18 protein-coding genes are annotated in these 18,580 nt (G+C 43.6%); 8 read left to right on the plus strand and 10 right to left on the minus strand.

What is annotated here, in order from left to right; all coding sequences use genetic code 11:
- Positions 1-29: 29 nt before the first annotated feature.
- On the plus strand, positions 30-1,658 hold the full coding sequence (locus D0C36_RS01640) for an alpha-amylase family protein (RefSeq protein WP_147321912.1): 1,629 nt from the start codon (positions 30-32) through the stop codon (positions 1,656-1,658).
- A gap of 5 nt (positions 1,659-1,663) precedes the next feature.
- Here D0C36_RS01640 and D0C36_RS01645 read toward each other — a convergent pair whose 3' ends face one another.
- Together D0C36_RS01645 and D0C36_RS01650 are read right to left on the minus strand one after the other, a co-directional pair.
- Complete coding sequence (locus D0C36_RS01645) at positions 1,664-2,404, minus strand: heavy-metal-associated domain-containing protein (RefSeq protein ID WP_117389851.1); 741 nt, start codon at positions 2,402-2,404, stop codon at positions 1,664-1,666.
- Between the two features lie 81 nt (positions 2,405-2,485).
- Positions 2,486-3,046, minus strand: coding sequence for a helix-turn-helix domain-containing protein (locus D0C36_RS01650; protein WP_117389852.1), 561 nt, complete (start codon positions 3,044-3,046; stop codon positions 2,486-2,488).
- 78 nt (positions 3,047-3,124) lie between these two features.
- On the opposite strand from D0C36_RS01650, the gene D0C36_RS01655 reads away from it, so the two are divergent.
- A complete protein-coding gene (locus D0C36_RS01655) occupies positions 3,125-3,970 on the plus strand; it encodes a phytanoyl-CoA dioxygenase family protein (protein WP_117391325.1) in 846 nt (281 codons plus the stop codon).
- A 20-nt stretch (positions 3,971-3,990) separates the two neighbouring features.
- On the opposite strand, the gene D0C36_RS01660 is transcribed toward D0C36_RS01655, so the two are convergent.
- The 4 genes from D0C36_RS01660 to D0C36_RS01675 form a co-directional block, all read right to left on the minus strand.
- On the minus strand, positions 3,991-4,326 hold the full coding sequence (locus D0C36_RS01660) for a TfoX/Sxy family protein (RefSeq protein ID WP_117389853.1): 336 nt from the start codon (positions 4,324-4,326) through the stop codon (positions 3,991-3,993).
- A gap of 5 nt (positions 4,327-4,331) precedes the next feature.
- Positions 4,332-7,376, minus strand: a complete 3,045-nt coding sequence (locus tag D0C36_RS01665) for a GH92 family glycosyl hydrolase (RefSeq protein WP_117389854.1) — start codon at positions 7,374-7,376, stop codon at positions 4,332-4,334.
- A gap of 87 nt (positions 7,377-7,463) precedes the next feature.
- Positions 7,464-8,243 carry an amidohydrolase gene (locus D0C36_RS01670; protein ID WP_117389855.1) on the minus strand — a complete coding sequence of 260 codons (780 nt, stop codon included), beginning with the start codon at positions 8,241-8,243 and terminating at the stop codon, positions 7,464-7,466.
- Between the two features lie 56 nt (positions 8,244-8,299).
- Entirely contained in the window at positions 8,300-9,445 is a 1,146-nt protein-coding gene (locus D0C36_RS01675) for a methionine aminotransferase (protein WP_117389856.1), read from the minus strand.
- A gap of 278 nt (positions 9,446-9,723) precedes the next feature.
- Between D0C36_RS01675 and D0C36_RS01680 the strand changes: the two genes are divergently transcribed.
- The 4 genes from D0C36_RS01680 to D0C36_RS01695 all read left to right on the plus strand — a co-directional run bounded on the left by D0C36_RS01680 (position 9,724) and on the right by D0C36_RS01695 (position 12,297).
- Positions 9,724-10,290, plus strand: coding sequence for a DUF6252 family protein (locus D0C36_RS01680; RefSeq protein WP_147321913.1), 567 nt, complete (start codon positions 9,724-9,726; stop codon positions 10,288-10,290).
- 506 nt (positions 10,291-10,796) lie between these two features.
- Positions 10,797-11,114 (plus strand): hypothetical protein, encoded by a 318-nt coding sequence (locus tag D0C36_RS01685; protein ID WP_233524384.1) that lies wholly within the window; start codon positions 10,797-10,799, stop codon positions 11,112-11,114.
- Between the two features lie 202 nt (positions 11,115-11,316).
- Positions 11,317-11,499 carry a hypothetical protein gene (locus D0C36_RS01690; RefSeq protein ID WP_117389859.1) on the plus strand — a complete coding sequence of 61 codons (183 nt, stop codon included), beginning with the start codon at positions 11,317-11,319 and terminating at the stop codon, positions 11,497-11,499.
- A gap of 90 nt (positions 11,500-11,589) precedes the next feature.
- On the plus strand, positions 11,590-12,297 hold the full coding sequence (locus D0C36_RS01695) for a DUF92 domain-containing protein (RefSeq protein WP_117389860.1): 708 nt from the start codon (positions 11,590-11,592) through the stop codon (positions 12,295-12,297).
- Here the strand turns inward: D0C36_RS01695 and D0C36_RS01700 are convergent, their stop codons facing one another.
- From D0C36_RS01700 to D0C36_RS01715, 4 genes are all read right to left on the minus strand, one after another.
- Positions 12,298-13,554 carry an aspartate kinase gene (locus D0C36_RS01700; RefSeq protein ID WP_117389861.1) on the minus strand — a complete coding sequence of 419 codons (1,257 nt, stop codon included), beginning with the start codon at positions 13,552-13,554 and terminating at the stop codon, positions 12,298-12,300. It lies immediately after the preceding gene.
- Entirely contained in the window at positions 13,555-14,367 is an 813-nt protein-coding gene (locus D0C36_RS01705) for a DUF3298 and DUF4163 domain-containing protein (RefSeq protein ID WP_117389862.1), read from the minus strand.
- Positions 14,364-14,876 (minus strand): GNAT family N-acetyltransferase, encoded by a 513-nt coding sequence (locus tag D0C36_RS01710; RefSeq protein WP_117389863.1) that lies wholly within the window; start codon positions 14,874-14,876, stop codon positions 14,364-14,366. Before D0C36_RS01710 ends, D0C36_RS01705 begins: the two co-directional genes overlap by 4 nt.
- Before the next feature lie 84 nt (positions 14,877-14,960).
- Positions 14,961-15,641, minus strand: a complete 681-nt coding sequence (locus D0C36_RS01715) for a YggS family pyridoxal phosphate-dependent enzyme (protein WP_117389864.1) — start codon at positions 15,639-15,641, stop codon at positions 14,961-14,963.
- A gap of 41 nt (positions 15,642-15,682) precedes the next feature.
- Between D0C36_RS01715 and D0C36_RS01720 the strand changes: the two genes are divergently transcribed.
- Complete coding sequence (locus D0C36_RS01720; RefSeq protein ID WP_117389865.1) at positions 15,683-16,216, plus strand: DUF4296 domain-containing protein; 534 nt, start codon at positions 15,683-15,685, stop codon at positions 16,214-16,216.
- 3 nt (positions 16,217-16,219) lie between these two features.
- Positions 16,220-18,580 carry an endonuclease MutS2 gene (locus tag D0C36_RS01725; RefSeq protein WP_117389866.1) on the plus strand — a complete coding sequence of 787 codons (2,361 nt, stop codon included), beginning with the start codon at positions 16,220-16,222 and terminating at the stop codon, positions 18,578-18,580.

An 18,580-nucleotide genomic window follows, 5' to 3' on the forward strand; every position in this document is an offset into this window, starting at 1 on the left:
TTAAAGGCACAAACATTTACCTTACCAACATGCTACGACGCAATTTTATCAAGCTGTCTTCCACCGCATTAGTCGCCACCTTGTACAGCCGTATTACCTTCGCAAACCCGGCAGGCGATCAACTGATCAACGACCCTGACGAAGTTTGGGCCATTGCCGATGGCGACTGGATAAAATTAAGTGGCAAAGGCAATACGTTTTCTGATAAAGACATCAGCGTTGAAATAAAATCAAGGGGCAACGCCCGCGGCATTTATATCCAATCGCCAAATGCCGAATTGCGCGGCATACGCATGGTGTGGAAATATCAGACACAAAAATACAGCAAAGTACTTGGCGATCATTGGGAACGCTCTTATGGCGACCTGGGCTGGAAAACACCCGATGCCAATACCAAAAACCCATGGTATGCTATGTTGTATCATGAAAAGCAAACGGCTGGCTTTGGTGTTAAAACAGGTTGCAATACTATATGCTGGTGGGGCGTTAAGCCTGATGCTATTGAGCTAACGCTGGATACTCATTCAGGCGGCGAGGGTGTAAAGCTGGGCAACCGTACTTTACATGCTGCAGATATTATTACAACCATGAGTAGCCCCGGCGAAAATGCGTTTGCCACCACCACACGGTTCTGTAAGATGATGTGCGAAAAGCCACGTTTACCAAAGCAACCCATCTACGGTATTAACGATTGGTACTTTGCGTATGGCAATAATTCGCAGAAGTTTATCAATGAATTTACTAAAGCCATGGCAGAGTTTGCCGTTAGCGGTAATAAACCATGGTCGGTAATTGATGACGGATGGGAACAAGTTGATGATTTTGCCAAGCACAACGATAAGTTTGAGGATATGGCCAAAATGGCCGGTGAGATAAAAGGCCTGGGTATGCGCCCCGGTATATGGACAAGGCCGCTGATAGCCCGCTTAGATACTGTAAAAAATCGCCTGGCACCAACCATTAAAGGCCGGGATGATGCCAAAACGCCAATACTTGATCCGTCCGTACCTGAAAATATTGAGCAGATAAAGCATAATATCTCGCTTTATCGCCAGTGGGGTTACGAAATGGTAAAGCACGACTTTAGTTCGTATGATATTTTTGGCAGGTGGGGCATGCAAATGACCACCGAGTTTACCCAGCCGGGCTGGCACTTTGCCGACCAATCCAAAACCAACGCGGAGATCATCCTAAATATGTACAAAGCCATCCGCGAAGCGGCAGGTAGTATGTACCTTATTGGCTGTAATACTTTGAGCCACCTTTCTGCAGGCTTATTTGAGCTAAACCGCATTGGCGATGATACCAGCGGCAAAGAGTGGGAGCGTACCCGCAAAATGGGCGTGAATACCATGGGTTTCAGGATGACGCAAAACAACACCTTTTACGCTGCCGATGGCGATTGCGTAGGGGTAACTAAAGATGTAGACTGGAACAAAACCAAACAATGGCTGCAACTGGTAGCACAAAGTGGTTCGCCTTTGTTTGTATCGGCTGATCCATCGTTTTTGGGTGCAGAACAAAAGGCTGCTATTAAACAAGCCTTTGCCGAAGCTGCCAAACCGCAACCAACCGGCGAGCCTTTAGATTGGCTGGAAACAAACCAGCCCGCCAAGTGGAAGCTTAACGGGCAGATAGTAACGTTTGATTGGTCTTAAATTGCTTATGCCATCAGCGCCAGCATAACGGCGCTCATGGCTATCATCAGGCCATCTTCAATAATAGTGATTGTACTCATGGGTAGGTTAAATACCGAGCCTAAGCATGCGCAACGGATAGCGCGTTTGTTAAACACGCTTTGCAGTACGCCTATGATGCTTACTACCATTACTACCAACGTAACCAGGTTAGTGATAAATGGTTCAAAGTTAATGGCATAAGCAATACCAAGCCCTAATTCTACAAACACATAGATATATCCCCATGCGCGGATCTTTTTAGCCACAATATCATACATGGCATAGCTATCGGCAAATGAGGAGATATCCAGCATTTTAAAAAAGGAGAATATTAGAAAGAAGCCGCCCATAAATATGCGCATACCCATCATCCAATTGCCGCCGGTTGTGGCCGTAATTAAAACAGCTAAGCCGGTGATGTAAGCAAAAATGAGCAGCACCGGTTTGTAGGTTTGTACAAATGATCTCTTTTCTTCTGTATCAGTAAATGACGAAGCTGCAGGTGCCTGATGCGTTTCCGCCTCGGTTAATACGTATTTTGGATAATCGGCAAGGGCTGCTTTCAACTCAGCAGTATTTACGTGATGCCCCATGGTGACATCACCGGTACCTTTCTCCAAATTGATCTCGACGCCGGTAACGCCGGGCACCTGTGAAAGTAAATGCTGCACTTTAAACTGGCAGCCGGTGCAGGTCATGCCGGTGATATTATAGGTATGTGTCATTTTGTTTAGAATTTGATAATGCAAATGTATGGTACCATGAGCCACGTGCCTTTACATAATTACCGGAAAGGTTTACAACATTTACAGGTCCTCTATATTGCGGCGTTTATTCTCTTTAACCGTGCGATAAAAAGAAGGGGTGAGGCCCGTTTGCTTTTTAAATTGTGCCGATAGATGCGCCACGCTGCTGTAGCCCAGTTCATTCGCTATCTGCGAAAGCGTTAGCTCATCATACATCATCAGTTCTTTCACTTTCTCGATTTTTTGGGCGATGAAGTATTTCTCAATGGTACCGCCCTCAACTTCTGAGAATAAACTGCTCAGGTAACCGTAATCGAGGTTAAGCTTTGCCGATAGATAGTTGGACAGGTTAACATTCAACAACTCGTCGCTATGATGTATGAGTGAAATAATGGTGTTTTTGATCTGCTCTATAATACGGCTTTTCCGGTCATCTATAATTTCAAAGCCAAGATGTTGAAGGTTTTCACCAAGGGTTTGCAACGCAGCTAACGATGTATCTTCCGCAATCTCCACCTCACCCAATTCAACAGACAATGGCGTTAACCCTGCTTTTTCAAGCTCGGCCTTAACCACCATTTTGCAACGGCTGCACACCATATTTTTTATAAAGAGTTTCATTGGCAGGTGCTAAATTACCATTTAGAGAATGTTTACTGCGATGAGTTGCTTAAATTTACTTACCAATTATTAATCATCATGCCACAACAACCTGCTTTTACACCACAAGAGCTGGAAGCCTATCACCGCGATGGCTACCTTATTGTACGCAATTTTTGTTCGCCTGAAGAGACCGACAAACTTTACAGCACCGCCCTTAGCGACGACGCAATGAGCAAGAACGCTCTCGACCTTAACGACCAAAGCGGTAAGAAAACGCGTTTATCTCTTTGGTTTACGCCGGGTAATGATGTATTTGGTTATTTAACCCGCAGCAATAAAATGGTGATCCGCGTAGCAGCTTTGCTTGATGGCGATGCCTCTGTTTGCCATTTTCATTCCAAACTGATGCAGAAAGAACCACGGGTGGGTGGCGCTTGGGAGTGGCACCAGGATTATGGTTATTGGTACAAAAATCAGTTCATGTTTCCCGATCAGCTGATGAGTGTGATGGTGGCACTTACTAAAGCTGATAAAGAAAACGGCTGCCTGCAGGTGATAAAAGGTTCGCACAAACTGGGCCGCGTTAACCACGGTTTTGCCGGCGAACAAGTAGGGGCAGATATGGTAATGGTGAACAATGCGCTGGAAACCATGCCGCTTGTTTATGCGGAACTGCAGCCGGGCGATGCGCTTTTCTTCCATAGCAATTTGCTGCACCGCTCTGAAGCTAACCTATCTGATGCGCCGCGCTGGAGTATTATTTCCTGTTATTCGCTGCAAAGTAACCTGGCTTATAATGAAAAATCTGTCTCATGGAAAACGCCGATAAATGTGGTACCCGATGAGGCTATCCTGAACTGGGAAGCAAGCTCATTATCTGATAACGATTTCCTGGCCAAAGAGAACGACCCGGCACTAAAAGAAACCGGGTGGGAGAAATAAATCCTCACCACCCGGCTGTTTTATTTTTTTGAAGCTTTGGCCACCTTGTTAAAGGCCAGCGAAACGTCTATCCAGTGATCAAAGTCGGCCTGGCGGTGCCATGCTGGTTCTTCTACGTAGATGTAGCCTTTCATAACACGGCCACCATGGTTCATCTGGCTTACGCCGTTCTGCTCAACAGCAGTTTCGGCTTCATCCAATCCAACACGGCACATCATGTGGGCATCTTTTACGCAAATGCACATCTTATCATCCACCATAAAACAGATGCCGCCAAACATGGCTTTCTCTTCCACTATAGGTAAATCCATAAGGGCTTCGCGTACTTTGTTTACCAGTGCTTCGTTATAGGCCATGGTTTTTAGTCGATGGTTATTTCATCAGCAAAAATGTATGATGGGCTGCCTTTGCTCTCGTGCCACTCGGGTAGCGGACCATACTGTTTGGCTATTACTTTTATGTAACGTGCGCTTTTGCCGATAGGTGCTGTGTATTCCTGCGTTTGCGGCTCCAGACTATCTGGAGCTACTTTGGTGTTAACCGTTGCGGCCAGTTTGTAATTCTTGCCATCATCAGATAACCAGTACTCAACCATTTTAGGAAATACGATCCATGCGCGGCTATCCTGCAACGCACCAAAGCTCAACTGTTTTACAGGCTTTACTTTCTCCATATCCAGTACTACCTCAACATCTTTACCGGTATAGCCCTGCCAATTACCTATGCGCCAGTTAGCCGTACCGTGTATACCGTTTATCAACGTTTCATCGCCCTGGGCGCTGTAGTTTGGCAGGTATTTGTTAATGATACTGATCTTGATATCGCTGCGGATCTTTTTAAAAACAGCCTCGTCAACAAAGCTGCTTTTACCATCTTTTATCGCGATAGCTTTTACAGTTGTTGTTGCCGCAACCTGGAAGGGTTTGGTGTACAGCGTTGATTGTGCAGTAGGAGTGCTGCCATCAATAGTGTAGTAAATTTTCGCATCAGCATCGGCACAACCAATTTCTATAGCTATAGGCTCCTTAAATGTTTTTGTGCCGGTGATGTACGGGTTGGGCACTATCAGTTCATCTGTAATTTTTGAGGTTGGTTTTTCCAGCTCCTGCATAAAAAGTTTGTTGGCCAGCGTACCGCTAAATACTTCAAAATCGCCACCTTTAGCAACATCCTCATAGTTAAGGTAAAGCTTGGCATAAGGCTTTTTATCCAGGTTCATGCCTTGTATATAGAAGTTATTGCGATTAACCGTTGCACCGGGATTGCTGATAGTAAAGGTTTTGCCATTCTCCAGGTTCAGTGTAATTTTCTCGAACTGTGGCAGGGTAATTTGAAACTGATTCTGTCCCGGCATCACGTTATATAAACCCAAAGAGCTCATTACATACCAGGCCGACATCTGTCCGCAATCTTCATTGCCCGATAAGCCGTCAGGCTGGGCGCTGTACTGCTCGCGCAGCAGCTTGTTTACATAGTATTGGGTTTTGTATGATGCATTGGTGAAGTTGTACAGGTACGCAATATGATGGCTTGGCTCGTTACCATGTGCGTACTGGCCAACTAAACCGGTCACGTCGTCCTGCTGGCGGCCGCTTAGTTTTGATGTGGTGGTAAATAACTCATCCAACTTCTTTTCCAGTTTGTCCGGGCCGCCAAGGCTTTTGGCCAGTCCTTCAACATCCTGCGGAACCAGGAAGCTATATTGCCATGCATTACCTTCGGTGTAGTTGTTATTGATCTCGGTAGGCTCAAACGGAACATACCAGCCACCATTTTCGCGGGCCTGCATAAAACCGTTTTGGTTGTTGTGCAGGTTTTTCCAGTACTGGGCACGTTTAATGTAGGTTTTATAATCTTCGGGCTTGTTAAGCATTTTTGCCATTTGGGCAATACACCAATCGTCGATAGCGTAATCCAGGGTTTTAGCGGCAGATTCATGTTCTACATCAGATTGCACCGCACCGGTTTGGGCATAGTTATCCAAACCAAATTGCTTACGCGTTACCGATGCTTTCATAGCGGCAAAGGCCTCCTCAGCGTTGAAATCGCGGATGCCTTTTGCATAGGCATCAACAATAACCGGGATGCTGTGGTTGCCCACCATACAATAGGTTTCGGTAGTAGCCAGCGGCCATACAGGTAATACGCCGCCTTGCTCATACATCGCCAGAAAAGATTTGATAAAATCAAGCGTGCGTTTACGGTCAATGATATTCAGCAGCGGGTTTTCAGCACGGTACGTATCCCATAGCGAGAAGGCCGTGTAATAATTAAAGCCTTCGGCTTTGTGGATTTTATCATCCATGCCGCGGTACTGCCCGTCAACATCATTATAAAGGCTCGGTGCCGAAAAGCAATGGTAAAGCGCCGAGTAAAACATCACCTGTTTTAGCTTACCATAATCAGGCGGGGTCGGCTGTTTCTTGTTGCTACCTTTTGGCGATGGCTGATTGTAACCGTACGGACTATAAGCAGGAGAGGCCATCTGATTTTGCGAAGCGGTAGATGGCGCGCCACCTTCAACCTGAATTTTGTTCAATTCATCATTCCAGGCCAGTTTGGCGGCTTTGGCAACTTTTTTGAAATCGAAATCTGTTACCTCGGCATCCAGGTTTTTCAAAGCACCTTCGGCACTAACGGCTGAGATACCTACTTTTGAAATTACATCGCCAGGGTTATCAAAGCGGATGTACATTTTTACGTTCTTACCCTCAACCTTGTTCTTACCGTTCTGCAACTCATCATTTAGCGCAATGCCGTAACTTTTAAATGGCTTAGAGAATTTTGCGTAGAAGTATACATGCTGATCTGTAGCCCATGATTTTGATTTACGGAAACCACGTATCTCGTGGTCGTTCACCACTTCTATCCATGAATCCAGTACCTCATCACGGTGTTTCAGATTGATGATGATATTACCTTCCTTAGCACCTTTGTAATCGTATTTATGTACACCAACACGCGCGGTAGAGGTTAGCTCAACACCGATGTTATACTTATCTAACAAGGTATGGTAATAGCCTGGCGTAGCACTTTCGTTTTTCTTGTTAAAGCCCGAACGGTAATCCGTGTTCTTAAATTTGGGCTCGCCTGTGGTTGGCATAAACAGCACGTCGCAAAGGTCGGGGATGCCTGTACCGCTCAAATGCGTGTGCGAGAAACCATAAACAACGGTATCGGTATAATGATATCCCGAGCAGCCGTCCCAACCCTCTAAACGGGTATCGGGACTTAACTGTACCATACCAAAAGGCATAACCGCGCCGGGGTAGGTGTGGCCATGGCCGCCGGTACCTATAAAAGGATCAACAAATTTTGTAAGATCGGTCTTTTTCTTTTGTGCGAAGGATGCAGATGCGATAAAGAGGCCCGTTAATACCAGCGCCCCACGAAAAACAAGTTTCATTTATACGGAGTTTTGAAGCCGCAAAATAGCAAGTTTAGACGGCTAAAACATGGTACAAAGCTAAAATGTTACGCAAACTATATCATCTTACAGCAACTCAAACTTATCCGCATCTTTCAAAAAAGGCAGTGCGCGCCGGGCTTTGGCTACTTCATCGCCGATGATAGAGAAGGTATAAACATCTTCTTCATCGCGTTTGTAGTAAACCACGTTTCCGTTGGGGTCGATACAGGTTGAATCGCCTGAATGGTAAACCTCATTACCATCGTGACCAACACGGTTTACCCCTATAACATAACTTTGATTCTCTACCGCACGGGCAGGTATCAGGGTGCGCCAGTGCAGGGCGCGTTTCTCCGGCCAGTTAGCTACTACAATAAGCAGATCATACTCGTTATCAGGAATATTGCGCAAGAACACCGGGAAACGCAGATCATAGCAAATAACAGGGCAAATTCGCCAGCCGTTAAGCTCTACAATAAGCCTATCGTGGCCGGCGGTGTAGGTATTATGCTCTTTGCCTAAAGCAAAAAGGTGGCGTTTATCATAATGCTCGTAGCTACCGTCGGGGCGCATCCAGATGAGGCGGTTGTAGTACTTGCCATCTGCGTTGATCACAAGGCTACCGGTTACCACCGCATCAAACTTTTCGGCAGTTTTTTTCATCCATTGCATGGTTTTGCCATCCATTGGCTCAGCCAGTTCGGCGGCATTCATGGTAAACCCGGTATTGAACATCTCGGGCAGTATGATGAGATTTGTTTTCTCGCGGATATTGGATAACCGAAGAGATATGTTCTGAAGGTTTTTATCAATATTTTCCCAAAACAGATATCCCTGGTAAACGGTAATTTTTAAGTTATCCATAAGTAGCTTTTAATAGGTTACGGCAATTAAATTTATACGTAAAGTTTTACATAAAGTTAAACTTTTAATAGTCTTTCAACGGCTTTATCAAGCGTTTCTTGTTCTTTGGCGAAACAAAATCGTAAAACGTGTTTATCTGTCCCTTTGCGGTAAAACACGGAAACAGGAATGGCTGCTACACCGATATCTTTTGTTAGGCGGATAGCAAAGTCTACATCTTTCTCGTCAGTTATATCTTCATAAGTAACAGATTGGAAATAAGTACCTGCACATGGCAACAATTTAAAGCGTGTTTGCTCCAGACCCCGCCTGAAATGATCGCGTTTTTGCTGAAAGAAATCAGGCAGACTCAGATAGTTATTCTCATCCTTCAAATATTGCGCAATTGCATATTGTATCGGCGTGTTAACGCTAAACACTAAAAACTGGTGGATCTTACGGAATTCCTGCATCAAATGAGCGGGAGCAACGCAGTAACCCATCTTCCAGCCTGTGGCATGAAATGTTTTTCCAAATGAGGAAACGATCAAACTACGGCTTTGCAATTCAGGATAACGGGCCATACTATGGTGTTCCTGCCCGTCAAATACCAGGTGCTCGTATACCTCATCGCTCAGTATCAATATATCCTGATTTTTAACCAGCGCTATCAATTCATCAATATCGTGCCTGGTTAATATGGTTCCGGTAGGGTTGTGGGGTGAGTTGAGGATGATCATCCTGGTTTTATTGGTGATCAACCTTTTTACCATTTCCCAGGGGATACGATAATCAGGCGGTTCCAACTCCAGCGACTTTACCACACCGCCCATCAGCTTAATAGCAGGAGCGTAGCAATCATAAGCCGGCTCAAACATAATTACTTCATCATTGGGATGAATAACCGCACTGATGGCCGTAAAAATAGCCTGCGTTGCACCGGCCGTTACCGTTATCTCGGTATCGGGATTATAAACTGCGCCGTACAGTTTTTCTGTTTTGATGGCTATCTGTTCGCGCAGAGCCATTAAACCTGCCATAGGCGCGTATTGATTATGCCCGTCTAACATGGCTTTATTCACCAGATCTATCAGTTCAGGGGCACAGGAATAATCCGGAAAGCCCTGAGACAGATTGATGGCGCCATGCTCTGCAGCAAGGGCCGACATGGTGGTAAAAATGGTTGTACCCGTTTGGGGCAGTTTAGAGATCACAGGTATCATAGGCGGCTAAAATAGCGCAATTTGCCATTGGCGATGCGTTTTATTTGAAATTTATAACGCCCGTTTGTTGTAAAATGTGATACTTGTTGATAACATTTTTTAACATAAGAAATGTTAAAATTTCAACCGTTCCTCATTCAACATTCTTTCAATTCATTGTTTTTCAAACATATACAATTGTATCATTTATGATATAAACTGCGTAATTGTTAAATAATGTAAAATAACCTGATCGAAACACCGTTTCGGTTTAGATTCGTCGCAAAATCACCGTAAAAATGAACTGGAAACACATTTTACCCATCATCGCTCTTTTATCTTTTTCGATGTTCGGCTGCAAAAAAAGTAGCTCTACTGACAGTACCGACACAACACCTGCGCCGGCTTTACAGGCAACCATCGGCGGAAATGTTTGGACCCCCGATACTGTTTCGGCAACACTTACTTACAATGCTACTGCTAAAACCAAAACCTTTTATTTTAAAGGCACCAAATCGCAACAACAGGTTGAGGCAAGTGTAAAAGACAGTAATCCCGCAAATAACAGCAACTTTACAACAGGTAGTTATACACCCGCTGCCGACGGTAAACTGGTATTTACTTACTCAACCCAAGTAAAAAACAGCAATGGCGTTTATGTTTTTGAGCCATTTGGCGAGGTACAGAACGGTAATGGAAACCTTACAGTTACTACAGTAGATACGGTGGCAAAAACTATTTCAGGCACGTTTTACTTTACATCGTCGAAAAACAATTACGACTCAAACGGTAATCTAATATCAGTAGACCTGGCGGGAATAACTTCGGGCTCTTTCAAACTCCCTTACCTGATGGTTCGCCAATAAAAGCTTCCTATACCTGCAAAGTTGTGGTATAGCCACAACTTTGCAGGTACCCATATTTCTATTGCACCAAATTATAAAGTGGCGGATACTTGGTACCCGCCACTTTATCTATTATTTATAGTGGGAATAAACACACCCGGGCCATACTAACCCGTTTATCAGAGCAATATTTCAACTCCTATTTTAGCCTAAATAATCAGTGCAATTATTTAGATCACGCGTCTTCAAGCAACATCCTATCTTTTTTTAGCAATTTATATATAACATAAAATTCTGATTATTAACAACATAATAAAAATCATCACAAAAATTTCAATATTATTTATAATTAGTCTAAATAAAAGAAAAATAGTTTTTACATTTGCTGTACGTTAATGAATAACATAGCCCACAATGGGCAATCTAAATAGAAATTAACAATTGGTTAGTTAATAGAAGTCCTGTTTACCTGCGGCTTTTGAGCGTTTGCCGCAGGTTTAACAGGCGCAATAAAACATTGAACCTATATGTGCGAAACAAGGATATTGACCCAAAAAGGCCCAACGGTAATAAGCCATTGCCCTGAGTGTGGTATGCTGAATATATGGCATCAAAACCTTTTACTTTGTTTTACACCGTCTCAATTCGTTTCATTTCAGCGTTTTACTAACGATATGGGGTTCGAGGACAGATGCTTTCCATTTCCCGACGGATCTGAAAGGGTAGTACTTTGCACACCTAACCGCGATATCAATTTTGTTTTTACAGAAGAGGAATGGGATGATTTTAACTCGGCCATGATAGAAAGCCTTTACATGTTAGAAGTGTATTCATTAGTTAATTGAGATCAGCGATTAGTTAATTGGAGATGAGAGATTAGTGTGCACAACGGATTTCAATACATGACTAATTCACTCAATCTTTCTCTGCCTTTACAACTAATCTCCGGTCAACCAATCTCTGATCTCTTCCCTAAAACGGCACCATTGTTGTATTTATCTATCTAAACAGGCTGTAAAGCCTTTATGTGAACTAAATACATCTGTTATGAAAACACAGGATCTGAAAAATAATGCCAATGGCCACCAGGGTAATCCCACTGCCGACCGTGCATTTACTAACTCGAGAGAGGTTTTAAAATCAAAAGGGATAAGCAACGGCGGTGGCCAGCGCTCAAACCAAACATCAAGTAAAGACAGCGCACACCAGTCACAAAAAAAGCGCGACTAATATTTCTTCTGATATTAAATAGAACGCCCCGGCAAAATACCGGGGCATTTTGTTGTGATAAGTATCCTTGTTATTACCTAAATTTGATTGATGCCTTTAAGCACCATTATATTCATCATATTTTTAGCAGCAGCAGTTTTGGCTTCTTATAAGTCAAAAAAGCTTACGGCATACGGTGCTGTAACGGGTGGCATGGTAGCCGTTTTAATTTGGCTTGGCAGCGGGATAGCAGGTATAGCACAACTCGGCGTATTCTTCGTACTATCAGTTTTGGCAACATCTCATAAAAAACAATATAAGAGCAGTTTACAAACTCAAACTCATGAACAGATACGCAACTCATGGCAGGTTTTAGCCAACGGAGGTATTGCTGCTATATGTGGTGTATTTGCTTATCTCTTTCTGGCTAACGCTCCGGTTTTTCAACTGATGATGGCCGGCGCATTTGCATCCGCTTTAGCAGATACGCTATCATCAGAACTGGGCTCGGTTTACGGAAAAAGATTTTACAACATTATCACCTCTAAACCCGATGAAAGGGGCAAAGACGGCGTAGTGAGTGTTGAAGGCATCCTGATAGGCTTAGCTGGTTCGGCAGTTATTGCAGCGGTATACTCGTTTTATTATGGCTTTAATACAGTATTTTTCATTATCCTGATAGCAGGCACGGCCGGTAATCTTATAGATTCAATACTTGGTGCTACGTTAGAACGCCGCGGTATAATAGGCAATAACACCGTAAATGTGCTTAACACATTTGCGGCAGCAATTATAGTTTGGTTACTGTATATGCTCTAATCATTTAACAACTACCTGCGCAGTGTTGCGGCTGGTTTGTTTCATTAACGCAGTTTCATCGCCAATAATTTCTTGTAATGCACTATCGGTATAATGCCTTAAAGTGATCAGCTTTAAGTCGCTGTTATACTTCACTTTAAACGTTTCTTTTAAACTTTTCAAAAGGCGTTCGAAACGCTCGGGAGAAAAATCTATACATGCAGTAAAGCTTAAGGCCGATGTTTGCATCATGTTCACTTTCACGTTATGTTTTGCGAAGGCAGCAAATATCTCGCTAAGATGGCTTTCTGATACAAACGAATAATCAGTAGCAGAAACAGACAGCAATACCTGGTTATTTTTTACGATGATAACCGGTTTATCAAACTTGTTTATAGCGTTTTGTTTGATCACCGTTCCGGGGGCATCAGGATGTGTAAAAGGTTTTACTAATAGCGGAATATTGGCGTTCTGCAGTGGTTTTATAGTTTTAGGGTGAATAACGCTGGCGCCGTAGTAGGTCATCTCTATTGCTTCCTGGTAGCTGAGCTCATCAAACTTGATGGTATCAGGGAAAAGCTTTGGATCGGCATTTAATATACCGGGAACATCTTTCCAGGTGGTAACAGACTCTGCACCCAAGCAGGCAGCAAATATAGAAGCCGTATAATCAGAACCCTCGCGACCGAGCGTAGTGGTAAAGTTTTCAGATGTGCCGCCTAAAAAGCCTTGTGTTACTACAATGCCGTTACCTAACAACGCAGGAATATCCTTTTGAATGCTTGCGCGGGTTTTGTCCCAATCAACAATCCCTTCGCGATAGGTGTTATCGGTATGTATATATCCGCGCACATCTATCCATTTGCTGGTTAAGTTTTGATGATTGAACCAGGCACTCACAATACGGGTTGATACCAGTTCGCCAATGGATACTATCTGGTCGTATATAAAGTCGAAATCATCATGGGGTTCATCTTCAATCATCCAGTCTATCTCCACAAAAGTATTGGCCACCTCATCAAATACCGGGTGATGATCTCCAAACAGTTCGTGTAGTATCTGGTAGTGATAATTCTTTATCTCATCAAAAATGGCGTGCATATCATCGCTGCCATCCACATAGGCGCGGGTGAGTTTCTCCAGCGCATTGGTGGTTTTACCCATGGCCGATACCACAACAAGCAATTGCTCACCAGTATAATTGCCAACTACTTTCCCGAGATTAATAACACCCTGCGCATCCTTAACTGATGCACCGCCGAACTTAAATACAAGCATTTATTTTACGTATTGACTGATAGCGGTATTGGGCCGCAAAATATTTTTGATAGATGAATAAGGCACTAACAACTCTGTTTGGCCCGCAGCATAAGGTTTTATCTCGTACTGGTTATACACAAATCGTAAACCGGTAGGGGTAAGCGAATAGTTCTCATTTAAGGCAAACTTATTATCCTTAAAAAAGTAATCGCGCGCCAGCGATGAGGTATCTGATAGCTTCTCACTTTTACGGAAGATACCCTCGGCAATTTTGCTCAGTTCGGGGTACTTACCATCGGCGATGATCTCTTTAAGAGTTACCTCTTTACCTGTTTTACGGTTCCAGTTAATAAAGCCGGTAAAGCTACCGCCGTGTGCACCGCCCTGGTAATTATAGCCGCCATACTCCAGGGTTACTAACGATGAATCCTGGGCTAATACTTTGGCATAGCTATCCATGGTGAAGAACATTTGTGAACGTTTTTCGGTCTTTTTAAAGTCTACATAGCTTTGGATGAACTTTTTAGCTACCAGGGTTAAACTGGTGTCAGGTTTTCTGTCATCCATTATACCCAGTTGGGCAAGCTTTTTAACAATAGTGTCGTTCAGCATCGGCATTTTTGCAAACACCGGATATTTAATGCTTACCACGGTACAAGCGCTATCGGCTTTCTCGCCGCAATCAGGTGCACGTTCGTGAATGTTCTGGTAATTGTAAACCAGCGTATCTTTAAAAATCTCGTGTTGCTCTTTCGGTTTATCGGTACCAAACTGGCAGGCACTCAGGCCTAATATGGCAACTAAAAGGGTAGATGTGGTGATGTTTTTCATAAACTGGCAACTTGTTCTTTTGATAACGATGCATTAAGCCATCCGGCATCAAGATCGGCACCGTATTTTTTGTAAAAATTAATGGCCGGCTCATTCCAATCGAGCACTTGCCAAACCATGCCGCTAAATCCAAGCTCACGCACTTCCTGAAACAATCTGTCGAAAAGCAATTTTCCTAACCCTTTACCGCGGTGTTCTTCAGTTACTATCAGATCCTCGAGGTACAAGCGACTTCCTTTCCAGGTGGAGTAGCGCACATAGTACAATGCAAAAGCAACAACCACGCCATCAATTTCAACCACAAAAGCCTTCCAAACCGGATTAGCACCAAAACCGGCTTCTTCAAACTCCTCTAAGCCAACGGTAACCTGCTCTGGCTCACGCTCAAATAAAGCCAGTTCGCGTATCAGCTCCATTAACCGAGAGCAATCGGCTTTAACGGCAACGCGAAGCCCCCCAGCCCCCTGAAGGGGGAGTTTTTGAAAGGCAGAGTTTGTATTTTCTGTCATCTGTTATAATTCTATAAATTCTTTTAATTCCCGAAATTCGGGTTCAGACATTCTGAAAATTCTAAAATTCTGTAAATTCTGATTTCAGACAGTCTTCTTTGCCCGTCCACCAAAAATAGTACTTCCTAAACGTACCATGGTGCTACCTTGTTCAATGGCTAATTTATAATCAGATGACATGCCCATTGATACAGTATCAAAAGCATCATCTTTTCTAAAGAAGCTCAATTTAACGCCCTCGAAAAAAGTTTTCAGTTCGTAATATTCTTCTTTTATCTGCTTCTCGCTGTCGGTATTGGTAGCTATGCCCATCAATCCGCGGATGCGTACGTTTTTAAGGGCTGCAAACTCCTCGCTGCGCAGTAATTCTATCACCTCATCAAAGCCCAGGCCGAATTTGGTTTCCTCGTCGGCAATGTAAACCTGCAGCAGGCAGTCAATAACACGGTTAGCTTTTAAGGCATGTTTGTTTATCTCTTGCAGTAATTTAATACTATCAACAGATTGTATCATGCTGATGAACGGGGCAATATATTTTACCTTATTGGTTTGCAGGTGGCCAATCAAATGCCATTCAATATCGGTAGGTAATTGCGGCTGCTTATCAACCAATTCCTGCACAATATTTTCACCAAATAAACGCTGCCCGGCATCATAAGCCTCTTGTATATCCGTTATGGGTTTGGTTTTTGACACCGCTAATAATGTCACACCTATTTGACCGGTTTCCTTTTTTAGGTTTTTGATATTATCTGCAATGCTCATTTATCCGTAAATTTGTATTTAAAACGCCGCTAAATTACAGAATGCAAAAATATATAAGCTTGTTTTTTTCAGTATTGCTGTTTGCTGCATGCAAACCGGCAGCCAAAACGCCGCCAAACATTATTGATGAACAAAAAATGATAAAACTGTTGACCGACCTGCACATTACCGATGGCGAACTGTATACCATAACGCCTGTGCCCGATACATTATTCAAATACGGCAGGGAAAAATATTTGGCACTTTTTAAAAGGCATCATGTTACAGAAAAACAGTATGACGATAGTTTTAAATATTACTCACAAAACCCCGAGAAGATACAAGCCATTTACAACGAGGTTGACAAAATATTAAAGGCCAAACTCGACTCGATAAGGACGCCGGCGAAAAATACGGGACAAGCGAATGCAAAAAAACCGGGAATAGTAAATATACAAAAGCCAAAACCCGATTCTATTAAAGCAAATGCTATAGATTCTGTACAAGAAAAGAAAAGGCTGAAACAAAAGCTCGACTCTTTAACAAAGTCCGCAAAAAAACGCATGCGTCCAAACCCGCTTAAAAGCCAGAAATAAAGAATGCTTTACCCTAATAATAGTGCAGATAAACTCGGCTTTACCGAGATAAAAGAACTGATAAAAACGCATTGCCTGAGCACCATGGGGCAAGATATGGTGAACAAGATACAGGTGATGACCAATTACGACCTGATACTGAAATTTTTAAACCAGGCTAACGAGTTTAAGAATATCCTGCAAAATGACGATGCCCTGCCCATCAACCACTTTTACGATATAAAATCATTGGCTAACAAGGCCAAAATAGAAGGCGCTTTCCTGTCTGAGGAAGAGTTTTTTCAGGTACAGGCTTCGCTAACTACCGTATTCGCCGTTATTGCGTATTTCAATGAACGAGAGGGTGTTTACCCTAACCTTGAGGCGCTATTTGAGCATTTGCCGATAGAAAAAGCGATCATCAAAAAGATAGACCTGGTAATAGACCCGAAAGGAAAGATCCGCCACAATGCATCGCGCGAACTGATGGAGATCACGGCGGGCATTGCCAAAGCCGAGCAGGAAGCGCGCAAAAAAATAGACCAGATATTTAAGCAGGCATCAGCCAATAACTGGACAGCCGATGGCTCATTAACTGTACGCGATGGCCGCCTTTGTATTCCTTTGCTGGCCGAGAACAAGCGCAAGTTGAAAGGTTTTATCCATGATGAATCAGCCTCAGGCCAAACGGTCTTTATGGAGCCTGAGGAAGTGTTCTCACTCAATAACCTCATCCGCGACCTGGAGTTTGAACGCCGCCGCGAGATCATCAAAATATTGACAGCATTAACCGATGAGTTGAGACCATATGTGCCTTTGCTGCTATCATACCATGGCTTATTAACCAAGCTCGATTTTGTACGCGCCAAAGCACTATTTGCCATTCAGATTGAGGCCGAAATGCCGAAGCTGGTAAACGAGGGGAGATTCCGCCTGTTTAATGCAAGGCATCCGTTACTGTTCCTCAACTTTAAAAAAGAAGGAAAATCGGTTGTACCGCTTAATGTTGCTATTGATGATGCTACAAGGATCGTCGTGGTATCAGGCCCTAACGCTGGCGGTAAATCGGTATGTATGAAAACCGTTGGCTTGCTGCAGATGATGGTACAGGCGGGTTTATTGATCCCAGCCGGTGCTGATAGTGTGGCGGGGGTGTTTAAGCAATTATTTGTTGATATCGGCGACGACCAGTCTATTGAAAGTGACCTGAGTACCTATAGTGCCCACCTCTCAAAAATGAAAAAGTTTGTGGAAGATGCCAACGGCAAAACCATGATCCTGATAGATGAGTTTGGTACCGGTACCGACCCTCAATTTGGTGGCCCTATAGCCGAAGCTGTTCTGGAAGCACTGAACAATAAAAAGGTGAGAGGCATGGTAACCACTCACTATTCTAATTTAAAGATCTTTGCGAGTAATACAGAAGGGATTGAGAATGCATCAATGTTGTTCAATAACACCGAGATGCAGCCTTTATACATGCTTGAGGTGGGTAAACCCGGCAGCTCTTATGCATTTGAGATAGCGCAAAGGATAGGTTTGCCGCAAAATGTGCTTAACCTGGCTAAAAACAAAATAAGCGCCGGCCAGAAAAAGGTAGATAGTTTACTGGTTGACCTTGAGCGCGAGAAGAAAGAGATATTTGATACTAAGCAGAAGCTGGATAAACAGCAGCGCCGTGTAAACACTTTACTGGCCGAGAACGAGGAACTGAAGTCCTTTTTGGATGAGAACCGCAAAAACCTGCTGCGCGAGGCTAAGCAGGAAGCCAAAAGCATCATCCTTAACGCTAATAAACTGGTAGAGAACACCATTGCTGAAATTAAAAGCAGTAATGCCGATAAGGAAGTTACCCGTTCGCTTCGTGAGAACCTGACCAACGAGGTTAAGAAAAATACTATTAAAGTTGAGGCGCCTAAAAAAGCCCCGGCACAGGATGAGGAAGTTAAACCAGGCGACTGGGTGAAACTCATCGATGGCGATACTACCGGCCAAGTAATGGAAGTAATAAAAGACAATGTGGTGATTGCCATGGGCGACTTACGCACTGTGGTAAAGAAGAAAAGGGTGGAGAAGGTTACCCGCGCATCGGTACCTAAAGAGATTCGCCGCAGCAGTAACCAGACAGGCGATATGGCCAGTTTTAGTCCGGAGATTGATGTACGTGGTATGCGTACCGAGGATGCACTGCACGCCATTGAAAAGCTATTTGACCGGGCGCTGATGATGGGCTTCAACAACCTGAAGATACTGCACGGCAAAGGCGATGGCATTTTACGCAAAATGATACGCCAGTACCTCAAAAAATACGAACAGGTTGACCGTATGGAAGATGAGCACGCAGACAGGGGCGGGGATGGTATTACTTACGTATATTTAAAATAG

The organism is Mucilaginibacter conchicola, from assembly GCF_003432115.1.
In the GTDB taxonomy this organism is placed as follows: Bacteria; Bacteroidota; Bacteroidia; order Sphingobacteriales; family Sphingobacteriaceae; genus Mucilaginibacter; species Mucilaginibacter conchicola.